Origin of the sequence: Methylobacterium guangdongense (assembly GCF_038442355.1) — a bacterium.
GTDB classification, from domain to species: domain Bacteria; phylum Pseudomonadota; class Alphaproteobacteria; order Rhizobiales; family Beijerinckiaceae; genus Methylobacterium; species Methylobacterium guangdongense.
The window spans coordinates 114655-128523 of sequence record NZ_JBBXMX010000006.1 but is presented as its reverse complement, the minus strand read 5'-3'; the positions used below and the strand labels follow the sequence as shown (position 1 = coordinate 128523).

General features: G+C 67.8%; 11 protein-coding genes and 1 pseudogene. 7 read left to right on the top strand and 5 right to left on the bottom strand.

Features of this window, described 5'->3' with window-relative positions; translation table 11 throughout:
• Nucleotides 1–5: 5 nt before the first annotated feature.
• On the bottom strand, nucleotides 6–1016 hold the full coding sequence (gene sbnB / locus AAHG09_RS14020) for a 2,3-diaminopropionate biosynthesis protein SbnB (protein ID WP_342107930.1): 1011 nt from the start codon (nucleotides 1014–1016) through the stop codon (nucleotides 6–8).
• Between the two features lie 110 nt (nucleotides 1017–1126).
• Nucleotides 1127–2236, bottom strand: a complete 1110-nt coding sequence (gene sbnA / locus AAHG09_RS14015; RefSeq protein ID WP_342107929.1) for a 2,3-diaminopropionate biosynthesis protein SbnA — start codon at nucleotides 2234–2236, stop codon at nucleotides 1127–1129.
• Nucleotides 2237–2687: 451 nt separating this feature from the next.
• Here sbnA and AAHG09_RS14010 point away from each other — a divergent pair, with 451 nt between their 5' ends.
• On the top strand, nucleotides 2688–4889 hold the full coding sequence (locus tag AAHG09_RS14010; RefSeq protein ID WP_342107927.1) for a TonB-dependent receptor: 2202 nt from the start codon (nucleotides 2688–2690) through the stop codon (nucleotides 4887–4889).
• Nucleotides 4890–5020: 131 nt separating this feature from the next.
• On the opposite strand, the pseudogene AAHG09_RS14005 reads toward AAHG09_RS14010, so the two are convergent.
• Nucleotides 5021–6124: pseudogene (locus AAHG09_RS14005) on the bottom strand (IS630 family transposase).
• Between the two features lie 368 nt (nucleotides 6125–6492).
• On the opposite strand from AAHG09_RS14005, the gene AAHG09_RS14000 reads away from it, so the two are divergent.
• Nucleotides 6493–8115, top strand: a complete 1623-nt coding sequence (locus tag AAHG09_RS14000) for a hypothetical protein (protein WP_342107925.1) — start codon at nucleotides 6493–6495, stop codon at nucleotides 8113–8115.
• A 754-nt stretch (nucleotides 8116–8869) separates the two neighbouring features.
• On the opposite strand, the gene AAHG09_RS13995 is transcribed toward AAHG09_RS14000, so the two are convergent.
• Nucleotides 8870–9823 carry a GlxA family transcriptional regulator gene (locus tag AAHG09_RS13995; protein ID WP_342107924.1) on the bottom strand — a complete coding sequence of 318 codons (954 nt, stop codon included), beginning with the start codon at nucleotides 9821–9823 and terminating at the stop codon, nucleotides 8870–8872.
• A gap of 133 nt (nucleotides 9824–9956) precedes the next feature.
• On the opposite strand from AAHG09_RS13995, the gene AAHG09_RS13990 reads away from it, so the two are divergent.
• Together AAHG09_RS13990 and AAHG09_RS13985 are read left to right on the top strand one after the other, a co-directional pair.
• Nucleotides 9957–10874 carry an alpha/beta fold hydrolase gene (locus AAHG09_RS13990; RefSeq protein WP_342107923.1) on the top strand — a complete coding sequence of 306 codons (918 nt, stop codon included), beginning with the start codon at nucleotides 9957–9959 and terminating at the stop codon, nucleotides 10872–10874.
• Nucleotides 10875–10975: 101 nt separating this feature from the next.
• Entirely contained in the window at nucleotides 10976–11500 is a 525-nt protein-coding gene (locus tag AAHG09_RS13985; RefSeq protein WP_342107922.1) for a DUF302 domain-containing protein, read from the top strand.
• Nucleotides 11501–11726: 226 nt separating this feature from the next.
• Here the strand turns inward: AAHG09_RS13985 and AAHG09_RS13980 are convergent, their stop codons facing one another.
• Nucleotides 11727–11954, bottom strand: a complete 228-nt coding sequence (locus AAHG09_RS13980; protein ID WP_342107921.1) for a hypothetical protein — start codon at nucleotides 11952–11954, stop codon at nucleotides 11727–11729.
• Between the two features lie 322 nt (nucleotides 11955–12276).
• Between AAHG09_RS13980 and AAHG09_RS13975 the strand changes: the two genes are divergently transcribed.
• The 3 genes from AAHG09_RS13975 (at nucleotide 12277) to AAHG09_RS13965 (ending at nucleotide 13830) form a co-directional block, all read left to right on the top strand.
• Entirely contained in the window at nucleotides 12277–12723 is a 447-nt protein-coding gene (locus AAHG09_RS13975) for a hypothetical protein (protein WP_342107920.1), read from the top strand.
• Between the two features lie 121 nt (nucleotides 12724–12844).
• Nucleotides 12845–13366, top strand: coding sequence for a PRC-barrel domain-containing protein (locus AAHG09_RS13970; RefSeq protein ID WP_342107919.1), 522 nt, complete (start codon nucleotides 12845–12847; stop codon nucleotides 13364–13366).
• Between the two features lie 233 nt (nucleotides 13367–13599).
• The gene (locus AAHG09_RS13965) at nucleotides 13600–13830 is read left to right on the top strand and encodes a ribosome modulation factor (protein ID WP_342107918.1); all 231 of its coding nucleotides are present in this window, start codon (nucleotides 13600–13602) and stop codon (nucleotides 13828–13830) included.
• Nucleotides 13831–13869 lie beyond the last annotated feature (39 nt).

Here is a 13869-nt window from a genome sequence, read left to right as displayed (position 1 = left end):
GGTCCTCAGAACAACGGCAGCACGGTACCTGCACCTCTCTCCTCTGCCCGGCGCAGGACGGCGCGGGCGCAGGCGATGTCGTCGATCGCCATGCCCATCGGGTTGAGCAGGATGATCTCGCGCTCGTTCTCCCGCCCGGGTTTGCGCCCGACCACGATCTCACCGAGTTCGGCGTGCAGTTTCTCGCGCGAGAACTCGCCTGCCTCGACGAGGAGATTGATGATCTTCTTCTCGCGGTTGCACTGATCCCAGTCGTCCACGACGACCTTGTCGGCCTCGAGAAAGACGTCGCGCTCGATATCCATGATCGAGACGTTGGCGAGCAACGTCCCGGGGCTGAGCCAGTGGAAGGGCAGGTAGGGGCGGTCGGTCACCGTGCAGGTGACGACGACGGGGCATTCGCGCACCGCCGCCTCCGCGCTCGCCGCGATGACGGTCTTCAGGCGCGGAAAGCTGTCGCGCAGGCGCGCGGCGAGGTCCTCAGCCGCGCTCTCGCGCAGATCGAACAGCCGCAGCCGGGTCAGGCCCGGGAACTGCTCAGCCAGAGTCTGGGCCTGCCGCGCGGCGATCGGGCCGCAGCCGATGAGCGCGACCTCCGAGAAATCCGGTCGCGCGAGATGGCGGACGGCGATCCCGGTCACGGCCGCGGTGCGCATGGCGCTGATGAGGCCCGCCTCCAGGACCGCGACCGGATAGTTGGACTCGGGATCGTTGAGCACGATCAGGGCACTGGCTCGTTCGAGGCCGCGCGCGGCCGGATTGTCGTGCTTCGAGCCGATCCACTTGAGGCCGGCGGCTGGCCGCTCGCCGCCGATCCAGGCCGGCATGGCGATGATCCGATCGGCGATGTGGGTCGAGCGGGGGCTGCGCAGGTACGGCTTCAGCGGTTGGACGAAGTCGCCCGCCGCGTGCAGGCGGAAGCCGTCCTCGACGGCTGCCATGTAGAGATCCGAGTGTTCTCCTCCGATTGCGGCGATATCGGTGCGCGACAGGTAGCGCAGGCGGGTCGAGCCCATGATGGTGATCCTTAGCGTTGTCGTTCGACAAAGCGCCGCCTGGCGGTCAGGCCGCGCGACCATGAGGCCGCGTCCGCTGCGCGCGGACGCACGGCGTGGGAAGGCTGGCGTCAGGCGGCTTCGGGCCGCGACAGCAGGCGCCGATAGGAGGCCTCGAAGGATTTGGTCGTGCGCCGGTCGGCGGCGGGCCAATCCGGATCGTAGACCGTGTCGAGATAGCGCTCGCCCCGATCGGGAAGCAGCGTCACGATGCGCGCGCCTCGGTCGAGGTGCGGGATCAGCTTCGCGATCGCCGCGACGACGGTGCCGGAGGAGCCGCCCGCGAGGATGCCCTGGGTCTCCACCAACCTGCGGCAGCCGAGCGCGGATTCCCAGTCCGTCGCGTACACCACCGCATCGACCTCGGGCAGGGCGAGCTGCTCCGGGACGCGACTGGCTCCGATGCCGGGAATGTCCCGCCGTCCGCCCGGCGCGCCGAAGATGACGGACCCATCGAGATCGACGGCCACGACCTCGATGCGGGGCCAGCGCTCACGCAGGCGGCGTGCGAGGCCCATCAAGGTCCCACACGTCGAGACGGCTGCCACGACATGCGTCGGCTCCACCGGCATGTCGCGCACGATCTCGGCGCCGATGCCGTGATAGTGCGCACGCCAATTATCGGGATTGGCATACTGGTTGAGCCAGACGGCGCCGGGGATGGTGCGGGACAAGTCCGCCACCCGTCGCACGCGGGTGTGCAGGTAGCCACCCTCCTCGTCCTTCTCCGTCACCAAATCGATCTTCCCGCCGAAGGCTTCGATGAGCCGCCGGTTCGTCGGCGCAATATTCGGATCGACAACGGCCGTGAAGGAAATGCTGAAGCGCTGCGCAATCATCGCCAGCGCGATCGCGAGGTTGCCCGACGAGCTCTCGACCAGATGGCTCTGTCGCGTGAGCCGCCCGGCGGCGATGGCTTGGGAGACCATGTAGTGCGCGGTGCGATCCTTCACGCTGCCGCCAATGTTGAGCATCTCCAGCTTGGCGAAGACGGGGACGATGTCCGGGGGGAACATCCTGTCCAGAGGTACGAGCGGCGTGTTGCCGACGCGGACTTCGAGTAATGAATGCATGTGTAACGTCCCACAGTCTCTTGGACCGTCGAAAAGCACTGGCGGCGTAGGCAAGCCTGAACATCCGCCACCCACACAGAAGATGCAGGGCCAATCCGCATTGGACATAGCCGACGGCCGTCTTCTTGCAAGTGTTTTTGCGGCTTTGGCTAAATAAAAGAAATGTAATTAGAACAAATACACGGTCTGGCAGCGGATTTGTTTGTAGAAAAATTCAATTGTTCGGGGGATTGTTTCTCTCTTTCCAGGGCGTTGACCATCCGGGCGGGGGTCAGGGTCGCGTCCGCGGCCGAGTCGTCTCAGGCCTGGGCGAATGCCGGGGGGGAGCCGAAGCTGTGGAAGATGTCGACGCGACCATCGTCAAAGCCAAGATCCAGATGAATCATCTAGAAATGTTCTATTTCTAGAGCGTGCTGTATGAGCAACAAGCGTCTGCTCATGCGATAAACTGCGAGTCTGAGATGTTGCACCTGTGGAGACATTCGGAGCAGATCCTGGGGATGCTGTCGTTGCTGCGGAGCGCCGTCTCTCCGGCACATCAAGCTGGAGTTGTATTTGCATGTCGCGCGTCCGACACTTTCGCCTCAGTGCCTGTCGGCGGGTCGGGACGAGCCTCGGTCTCGCCACGCTGACGGTTCCCTGCCTCGTTGCCGGAGCGGTCGCGCGGGAGGAGATCCGGCTCGACGAGATTTCGGTGGAGGCGCGTGGTAACGGTCAGCCTTTGCCGACCAACCGGAACGCAGTCGTGGGGCCGCCACCGCCGGCTTTTTCCGGCGGCGACGTCGGCTCAGGCTCGCGGCTCGGTCTGCTCGGCAATCGCAATATCTTCGATCAGCCCTTCAGCTCGACCAGCTACACAGAAAAGCTTATTCGCGATCAGCAGGCGCGCAACGTGCAGGATGTGGTCAACAACGACCCATCTATCCGCACCAACGTGCCGGCTTTCTCCGGTATCTTGGGCTTCTTCATCCGCGGCTTCCCGGTCTTCGCCCAAGACATCGGCTTCAACGGCTTGTTCGGCGTCGCCGACGCCTTCAATCCGGCGATCGAGCCGATCGAGCGCGTCGAAGTGCTCCGTGGCCCCTCGACGCTGCTCTCGGGCGTTCCGCCCTTCGGCAATATCGGCGGCATCATCAACCTGATCCCGAAGCGGGCCGAAGACCAACCGCTCACCCGGGCAACGCTCGGCTATGGATCCGATGCCCAGGTCTACAAGGCCGTGGACATCGGCCGCCGGTTCGGCGAGGCGAAGGAGTGGGGCATTCGTTTCAACGGCGCCTTCAACAATGGCAACACGCCGATCGACAATCAGACCATCCACTTCGGCGTTGCCGCCCTCGCCCTCGACTATCGCGGCGAGCGCGTCCGTGCGAGCCTCGACCTCGGTTATCAGGAACTCGACTTCATCGCGCCGCTCCGCAACCGTAGCGTCGCAGCAGGTGTGCGCATTCCGCGCGCGCCTGATCTGAGGCTAAACCAGCATCAGCCCTGGGAGTACCGCGACAGCGCCAACCAGCAAATCGCCACGCGCATCGAATACGATCTGAGTCCGGACCTCACCGTGTACGGTGCCTACGGCCGCTCGAACTTCCGCCAGGAATATCTCGGCGGCGTCTTGACCATCTTCAACACGCGCGGCGACTATCGCGATCCCGTCAGCTATCTGCCGTTCCACATCGTCAACCAGACGGCCGAGGCAGGTCTGCGCGGCACTTTCGAGACGGGGCCGGTCAAGCACAGCTTCGGCCTTGCCGCGGTCGGGTTCTGGCAGGATCTCGCCCAACCGCCGGCGCAGAATGTCGGCTCGACCATCGTGTCGAACCTGTACGATCCGGTCACTGTCGCGCCCCGCTCGACCGCTGGTCTCTCGAACGCGACGCCGCGCACCTCGAGCCGCATCAACCGGAGCATCGCCATCGCCGACACCCTGTCGATTCTCGACGACCGCGTGCTGCTCACCCTCGGTGGTCGTTGGCAGGGCCTCGACGTGAAGTCCTACTCTCCGGTCTCGGGCTTTCGCATCGGCGCCAGCGAGAGCGGCGCCTTCTCCCCTGGTATCGGACTTGTGGTGAAGCCGTGGGAGCGGCTTTCACTCTACGCCAACTACGTCGAGGGACTGACCTCGCCGGCCCCGCCGGTGAACGCCGTCAACGCCTCCAGCGCCTTTCCGGCCGCGGTCTCCCGGCAGACCGAGGTGGGCGCAAAATACGATTTCGGGACCGTCGGTGTCGGATTCGCGGCGTTCGAGATCGAGCAGCCCTTCGGCTTCCTCGACGCCCGCACCCTCGTGTTCTCGGTCGATGGGCGTCAGCGCAACCGCGGCGTCGAACTCACAGTGTTCGGCGAGCCGACACCCGGTATCCGCCTCCTCGGTGGCGTCAGCCTGCTCGACGGCGTGCAGGTCCGGGCTCAGGATCCGCGCAACGTGGGCCGAGTCGCGGTCGGCGTGCCGGACCTGCAGCTCAACCTCTATGGCGAGTACGATTTGCCTCAATACTTTATCCCCGGCTTGGCATTGACAGCCCGGGTGATCTACACCTCAAAGCAGTACTACGATCTTTCCGATAGTCAAAAAATTCCAGATTGGGCTACACTGGATCTTGGGCTGCGCTACACCACCACGATCCAGGAGCGTCCGTTGACCCTGCGAGCGAATGTCGTCAACGTGACAGGTGAGAACTATTGGGCCACGACCGGCCGCGGCATCCTCAGCCAGGGTACACCAAGAACCGTCTTGCTGTCCGCATCGATGGATTTTTGAGGTGCTTCGAGCATTCTGACGTGGGCTTGACGCTATGGCCTCGATGCGGTCCGGGCGGTTTCTCCCGACGCAAGGGTTCAGGCCTGTATCGTCCATCCCCCTGCGCCCCACCTTATACCAATCGGCGGTGATCATAACCTGTAGGCCCATGTGCGCAGGCCAAGGGACATGATCTTCCACGGTTGATCGACGAGCCTGTTCCAGGCGTGGCAGCACTGGTCGACGATGTCGTCGTAGGAGGCGAAGATCCGGTCGCCGAGCCAGTTGTCGCGGATGAACTGCCAGACGTCCTCATCCTGAGCTTGTCGAAGGATCGAGCGGGTTGAGTTCAGGCGCGCAGGGCGGCAGCGTCAGCAGGGTGATGTTGGCCGGCACGATGACGTCGTGAGCGCCGTGCCAGCCTGCACCGTCGAGCATCAGCACGGCATGCGCGCGGGGCGCGACGGAGCGGCTGATCTCGGCCAGATGCAAGGTCATCGCCTCGCTGCCGCAGCGGGGGAGGACGAGACCGGCACCCTTGCCCTTCTCCGGGCAGATCGCCCCGTCCTTCGACAAGCTCAGGATGAGGGATGTAGGCGTAGGCCGTGCGCTGGTCCTTGGGTGCCGAGGGTCGTGTCCCACGGCGTGCCCATCGTCGCGGTAGGCTGTTCTTCTGGCCGACGCGCGCTTCGTCTTGCCACCAGACCTCGATGGCCGTTCCGGCTGGTAGCCCCGCGCAGATCGCCATCACGGTGGTGGGAGGTTTTTTTGAACGCGGTGAGCGCAGCCGGATCCTGCTCGTGGTGGCGCGGGCGCACCGACAGCTTGCGGAAGCCGAGGCGATTGATCAGCCGTCCGAGTGTGCTCTCGTCCAGGCTGACGCCGAAGCTCGCGTAGACCCAGGCTGCCAGATCCTTCAGCCGCCAACGCACCACGCCGTGCCGGTCCGGGTCCGGCCCGCTCGCGACGATCTGCATCAGGGCTTGGCACTGTGCCGCGTCCAGCTTCGGCTTCTGGCCCGGCGCCTTGCGGTCGATCAGCCCCGCCGGACCATCCGCGTTGAAGGCCAGCACCCAGTCGCGCACCGTCTGCAGGCCCACCGCCCCGATCCGCGCCGCATCGGTCCGGCTGCCGCCGTCGTAGATCTCAGCCAGAGCCAGAAGACGACGGCTCTGGCCCGCATCCCGGCTGACCTTGGCGTGCCGCCGCAGATCGTCGGCCGTGAAGTCCTCACGCAGCCGCACCGCAGATGACATGGCAAACCCTCCGGTTCACCTCATCGAATCAGATCCAGAACCGCAACGATACCCCGTGAGTCAGCCTCACCGTCGATTGGTATTAGACTCGGTTTCCTTGAAAGGGCTCAAGGCCGTGGCGGCCGAGCTGAAGGACATCGACCGCCTGCTCGATGCCACGGCTGACGAGGCGGCATTGACGCTCTTCGAGGCGAGCGAGTGTGTCCCGGAGCACTTGGGTATAGGGTCAACACCGTGACGGCGGCGCCCGCGAAGAATGAATGTGTCACGTCGAACACTTCTCGGACCAATGAAACGAGACAAGGAAGCATAGGCATGACAGATTAGCTCGATCGGCCCCGCGCGGGTCCGGGCTTGCGGATGTCAGGATGGACGGGCTTACCGTCGACAGACTCGGGCGCTTCGTCGTTTCCGGCGACGTCGACGTCGCGCGCGCTCTGCTCGAACTACTGCCCCCGTCTCCCACGCGCTGGAAGGAGGCGGTAGCAAACCTGGTCCACGAGACGCCGGCGCGCCGTCTCCTCGGTATTTCACGCGTCCTGCTCGAACTCGCCTATTCGGTGAATCCGGAAGCCGGCTTGGAGTTGTGGAACGTCTACAGCCGGGTGCTGTTTGACCGGCACATCGCTGCGAAGCTCATTGATCCGCTCTTCCACCCTAAGCTCGTCCGGAGCAGCTTTTCCGCCGTCGCGCACGCGGCCCTGCAATGCGGCAAGCTCGACGAAGCGCTCGCCCTCTGCAACGAGGCTAAGCGCCATCAGTATCTCAATCGTCCCGACGAGTTCGAAGCGTGGCTGACCGACATCCGCATGGAGGCGCTGATCTGCGGCTGCCGGGTCGCGGAGGCGTTGGAGCTCTTGCGACGGCGCGACCGGGAGGAGCGCACGTCTGCCACACGCCTCGAAGAACTCGAGCGAATGCTCAGGTCGTTGGTACCTGACCATCCGGACGCCGCCCTGCTGGAGCCCGCGAAGCGGTTCTCGTGGAGCGACACGGCCCGTGAATTGCTCACCTCGTGGCTGGTTGCCCAGTCGAAGGTCGATGAAGACTTCAAGCAAAGCTACGCCGGCCTGAACCTTGACGGCCAAGACCGGGCTGCCTTGGCCAGCCTCTTCTCCAAGATGGACGAGGCGAAGCGCGCAGTCGCCGCGGCGCTCGCCGGCGAAATCCCTCTGGCGGAGCGCGACGACGTCATTCATCGCGCCCTCTTCGAGCATCAGCAAGCGGCGCGCGCCGTCCAGAGTTTCGCGCGCACGCGCAAGCGGACCTTGCACGACAACCGTCACATGGTGAATCGGGCGGCGATGATCGTTGGTTTGCGGGCGCCGACCGCCGAGGAACTCGCCCGGTCGGCCCTTGAGACCCGGTCGGCTGTCGAATGGTCGGACGCTCACGGCGATCGCTACGGCGCTTTGATGGCGCTCTGGACAGAAGGGCTCGTCGCGGAGAGGCAGCGGAACGGATGGACGGCGTTCGGGGCTTTCGCCTCGGCGTTCCAGCGGATCGAGGCTCTGCGGCCGGAGCTGCCGACCCCGGTCGCGCGATCCCTCCTATCGGGCACGTTCCGGACCCTGATACCCAGGCTGGCGTCCCACGCCCACGCTTTCGGTCAAGCTGAGACCGCCTTCCGAGCCCTTGAGTTCCGGCGCGGGCTGGCCGTGGTGGAGGCAAACCCTGAGTCGAAGGACGCTCCCGACCTTGCCGGCGTCCACTATTTTTCCGCCTCCGTCTTCGAGGATGTTGCGTTCGTAGCCCTGCGCACGGCCGACTGCACCCTCACCGTCGAACGGCTCGAGCTGGCCCCAGAACGCCTTCACGTCCTCGCAGCCCGCGTCGCGCCCGATGAATGGCACAATCGGTTTTTCCCGCGGGACCGTTCACCGCGCCAGGAACTCGCCCGCCTGATGGAACCATTAGAGGCTGCGTTCGCGGACGGCCGCATCCAAGACGGCGACCACATCGCCTCCGCGCTTGATTATCCGCTTCACTAAGTGCCTATCCACTACCTGGACTTGCGCGGAGAACCGGCGGCGCGGCGCCTAACCTTCAGCCGGGTGGCTTCCCTACAGGATCTCCGCCGCATTGCGGCAGCCGATCCGTGGCGACCTGAGGACGCGGCGGGGGTGTTCGTGCCGACCAGCGACGCGGTCGACCCCGCCCTCCACTCTGCCTGCTTCGCCGCGTCGGTCGCCCCCTTGATCCGCCACTTCGGCGACCTTCCCGTTATCGCAGGCGAGGAGGCGGTCGCGTCGGGCGTCCTGGATGCCTTGGCCGCGCACGATCTGGCGCACATCTACGCCCACGGATTGTTCCCGCCTGCCCGTCTCGGCGAGGCGGTCGACCCCATGCGCGAAGCCGGACTGCTGATCGCCACGCCGGATGACGCGCCGGCACGGCCCTCACGGCATGCGTCGAGCGCCTGCTGCACCTCACGACGCAGGGCGGCACAGCGCGGAGAGCGATCGTCGGGATCCGCGCGGTCGCGATGGGCAACACGCTCCACCGCGTGCAGGCGGGGGTTCGGCACTAGGGTCTGTCTGACTGGTCTACGCGCCAACGCGTCGGCTTCCGGAGGAATCGATGTTGCGGTTCTGGTCGGCGGCCGGAAACACGGCGGGCGCCTTGAACGGTTCCGCCGCGGGGCCCGCCGCTGGCGCCCGGTCCCAGCGCACCAGCGCCGGAACGCGGCGGCCGCCCTGTCCGCGCACGCCGGCGGCGCTCATTGCGAGACGTGGCGTCGACGGATCAAGTGATCGGGACGGCCTCGTGGTGACGGGCATTCCGCTTGATGACCTGGGGGGGCTGACCGAACGCCCGCAGGAAGGCCCTGCGCATCCGTTCCCGGTCGGCGAAGCCCGTCTCCTGGGCCACCGTATCCAGCGAATGCCGGCCGTCCTCCAGCATCGTCCGGGCGGCGTCCAGGCGGAGGTTCTCGACGGCCTTCGCGGGGGATTGGCCGGTCTCCTCCCGGAAGATCCGGCTGAACTGGCGCGGGCTCAGGCGGGCGGCCTCGGCCAGTTCCTCCACGGAGAGCGCGTTCCTCAGGTTGCCCCTTGCGTAGGCCAGAACCTTCTGGATCCGGTCCGAGCGCGGCTGAAGGTCCAGCAGGGCAGAGAACTGCGACTGGCCGCCCGTCCGGCGGTGATAGACGACGAGCTTCCGCGCGATGCCCTTCGACATCCCGGCCCCCAGATCATCCTCGACCAAGGCCAGCGCGAGGTCGATCCCCGCCGTCATGCCGGCCGAGGTCCAGACGTTGCCGTCCGAGACGAAGATCCGGTCGTCGTCGACCATGACCGACGGATGGAGCCGCCGCAGCGCGCGGGCGTGGGCCCAGTGGGTGGCGGCCTTCCGGCCGTCGAGCAGCCCCGCCTCGGCCAGGAGGAACGCCCCCGTGCAGGTCGCGGCGACCCGGCGCGCGGTGGCCGCCGTCTCGCGCAACCGGTCGATCAGGCCGGGGGCCGACGGGGCGACCTGGATCGAGCCCACGACGAGGACCGTATCGAAGCGCCGGCCGGAGAAGGGCTCCGTCTCGATGACGAGGCCGATCGAGGTTCTGATCAGCCCGCCCGCCTCGGACAGGAACGTCACGTCGTAGAAGGCGTCGCCGCGTTCCAGGTTGGCAAACTCGAAAACCGTCAGGGGCGCCAAATTCATGATTTGGAACCCGGGGAACAGGACGACACCGATGGCCGGCATGACGGACCCCGCGTCGAATGTCCGAAAAAGGTGGATCTTCGACATATGGGATATGCCGGCGGACGTCTAGGTTCCATCGCAACAGGCGTGGGCACCACCGCACGCGGACCCGTCGCTCAGGAACCCGACCGTCATGACCGCTCAGTCCGTCACCGCCCTCGGCCAGGAAGCGCAGGCCTACACCCGCCGCTGGCTCCCCTCCGGCGCAGTCGCCAGCACGACCCTGCGGGACGGGACCCGCATCCGGTACGTCCGCATGGGCAGCGGACCGAACCTGGTCCTGACCCACACCGTGCGCACCCAGCTGGACCTGTTCCAGCGCGTGATCCCGCTGCTGGCGCCCCGCTTCACGGTCTATGCCCTCGACCTGCCGGGCTTCGGCTGGTCGGACCTGAACCCGGACGCCCCGAAGGACGAGCCCACCCTCCGCGCCGCCCTGCGGGAATTCATCGCCACCCTCGGCATCGCGCGCCCGATCCTCGCGGGCGAGTCCATCGGGGCGACGCTGTCGCTCTCGCTCGCCGCGGAGCTCGGTGATGCGGTCGAGCGGGTCTTCGCCTTCAACACCTACGACTACCTGCCGGGCCTGGAGCGGTCGAACCTCCTGGCCGCGATCATCATCAAGAGCGTGCGGGCGCCGATCGTCGGCAAGGTCTTCGCCGCCCTGGAGAACCGCGCCATCACCGGCGGCATCATGAACGGGGGCTTCCACGACCCGCGCAGCCTGCCCTCCGATCTCCTGGACGAGTATGCCCGGGTCGGCGGGCGGGCCGGCTACAGCAGGGCGTCGCGGACGCTGCTCAAGGCGCTTCCGAGCTTCGTCGCCGCCCGCGCCCGCTATCGGGCGATCACCGCGCCGGTCACGCTCGTCTGGGGCGACAAGGACTGGGCGTCCCCCCGGGACCGCGCGGGCGTCGCGGCCGCGATCCCTGCGCCTGAGGTCATCACCCTCGAACGGACGGGGCACTTCAGCGCCCTGGAGCGCCCTCAGGCCTGGGCCGACATCATCCTCGGGCGGACGGCGGAGACGAGGGTCTCGGCCATCCGCTGAAGGCCCGCGGCCTTCACCACCCGGGCCGGGCAGCTCCCGCCACGACGAGGGGAAACGGCCGGCCCATCGCAGACACCGAACGAACCGAGGCGTTCCAGCCCATGTTCCAGCCCATGTTCCAGCCCATGTTCCAGCCCGTGTCCGAACAGATTGCGTCGACCCGGATCACGATCGAGCACGTGACGCTCCGCTCGTCCAACACCTTCGAGGCGGTGCGGTCCGCCCTGGAGGCTTCGGTGCCTCCCCTCGACCACGCCTACGCCGAGTTCCTGCGCGACGGGAAGGTGGACGCGGCGCGGGCGCTCCTGGAGCGGCAGGCGCCGCTCTCGATCTTCGGCGCCCGGGATCATGGCGGCCTGCTGCTCACCGCCGGGCTGACCCGCAAGGCCATCCAGTACGATATCGGCAACCCGCTGACGGCCGCGCGGATGACCCGGCACGTCCTCTCGGCCGCCCTGTATGCGCCGATCCGGGTGCTGCTGCGCGAGGATGCCGAGGGCGGCGTCGCGTTCGAGTACGACCGCCCGGTCGCCACCTTCGGTCAGTTCGGGGATCCGGACGTCGACGCCGTCGCGGCGGGCCTGGACGATCAGCTCCGGGGCGTGCTCGTCGCGGCGGCCGCATGACCCGAGCCGGGGGACGCGACGCCGACCATCCTCGAAGCGCGTCGGGAGCGGCCCTCCGTCGACGGGCCGCCAACCCTGCGTGGGATGGTTTGCGAATGCCGGAACCCCGCAACGTTCGCCGGCCGGGGCACCGAGCTCGCCCGATGGGCCATCGCGGCCCGGACACGAGACGCGTTCGCCGAGCCGGCCGCCCCCACCGGGACGATCGCGACGCGCCCTGTCCGCCCTACCGGCTGCGGAGACCGTTCCACGCGGGATCGTTCGCCACGGATGCCCCGCCCTCATCGGACGGGACGAGACCGCCGCCATAGCGGGCCCAGTCCTCCACCGAGCGTCCCCCGCAGGTCTCCTGCCTGCGCTCCGCGAGCCGGCCGGGGCACGCCGGCCCTGACGGCCGGCCGGGCCTGCGCCAGGCCTTGGCGAGGCGCTTCGTCCGCGCCAGCGATATCCTCATGCCGCCCCCTCGTGTGCGTCGTACGCCCAAGCTTTCGTCGAGGGCACGCGCGACGGCAACCCGCCCCCGGACCGCGTGCCGAGGCGGTGTCAGGGTTGGCCCGACAGGGTTGCGGGCTTCTCTGACTGCGGATCCGCCGCCCGCGCCACACATCACGGGTCGAGCAGGAGAGGGCTGACCCAGCCCAGGCCCCCTCCCCGCCTCGATCGGCCCGACGCCGACAACCGGACGGGTCCGGGGGACGTCCAGCCTCTCGCCGTCGCCCTGCCCCCGCACGCGGCCTGCAACGGCCATCGCAACCGTCATCACGGAGTTGATCCCGATGAAACGACTCGCCCTCGCCCTCGCGGCCGTATCGAGCCTCATGCTGTTCTCGCCGTCGAGCGAGGCACGCCCCTTCGGTCGGGGCCACGGCTTCCACCACGGCGGATTCGCCGGTCATCAGGGCGGCTTCCGCGGTGCCCGCCACGGCTTCCGCGGACACCGGTCGATCGGTGTCCGCGGCTATCGCCGCCGCTTGGGCGGGTACCGCCGCCTCGGTATCGGCGGCGCGCGCTACGGCTACGGACGGCGCTACGGCTACCGTCGCGGCTCCCGCGGCCTGGGGCTGGCAGCCGGCCTCGGGCTCGGCCTCGCCGCGACGGCCGCCCGGCCGGCCTATTACGGCAGCTACGGCGGTCGCTACGGCTACGGCTACGGCGGCTACGGCTACGCGCCGGTCGGCTACGGCTACCGGGCCCGTCGCTCCGACTGCACCTGCGGCTACTGACCCTTCACGAGGGGGAACGACGGCCTCGCGCCGGGCTCCCCGCTCATCCCCGGCCTCCCGCCGTCGGCCGGCCCGACGGCGGTCCGGGATCGAACCACGCCAACCGCGACAGGTGAGACCGATGAAGAACCTCGCAGCCAGCGCCCTCCTCGCCAGCACCCTTCTCGCCGGGCCCGCGCTCGCCCAGGACAAGGCGGCGCAACCAGCGCCCGACGCCCAGACCAGCCCGATGAAGACCCCGCCGGCCGGCACCGCGATGCCGGCGACCGCGAACGGGGCCGCGGCAGGCTCGACCGGATCGGGCGGCATGACGATGGCCGACACGGCGACGGCCAAGATCAAGTTCGTCACCGCCAAGCCGGCCGAGGTGACCGCCTCGAAGCTCGTCGGCAAGACCCTCTACAACACGCAGAACGCGACTGTCGGCCAGATCGAGGATCTCGTCATCGACGATGGCAAGACGGTCTCCGGCGTCGTGGTCAGCGTCGGCGGCTTCCTCGGGATGGGCGAGCGCTACGTGCTGGTCGACCCGTCCTCGATCTTCCTCCACCGCACCGACGGCAGCCTCAAGGCCATGGTGGATGCGGACCAGGACGCGTTGAAGACCGCGCCCGCGTTCAAGTACGACAAGAAGAGCACCTGAACGTCCGGGGGAGCGCCGGCGCCGCGCCGGCGCTCCCCCGGACGTGACCGGCCCCCGGCGGCCGTGCGGCCCGGCAACGGTCAAGGCCCGCATCATCCCCGCGGTGTCGGGACGAGCCTGACAGGTGTCGGTGAGAACGGCACGTTCGCGCAGATCCGCTTGTCGCGCCCCCGATCCGGGCGCACCTCGATGCCGTCACGACAGCCTTCGAGACAGCGGAGAGACAAGCGACGATGATCATGGATGTCATCAAGTTGGGGGCCCGTGCCCGCACCCTCGGCCGCCCGCGGGACGCCTGCCCCTACCCGAGCGAGTCCCGCGAGCGCCGGGCCTGGTACGAGGGCTACGACGGCTCATCCCTGGAGTTCGGCGCGCGCCTGCCCCATCCGGCCGCGACGCCCCGCGGCACCGCGCGGGTAACCGATGGCGCGGCGGGCACGGGCGCAGCTTCGATCCCGGCCTGAGGCGCGAACACCATGGCTCCCGACGCCCCCGATGCCTTT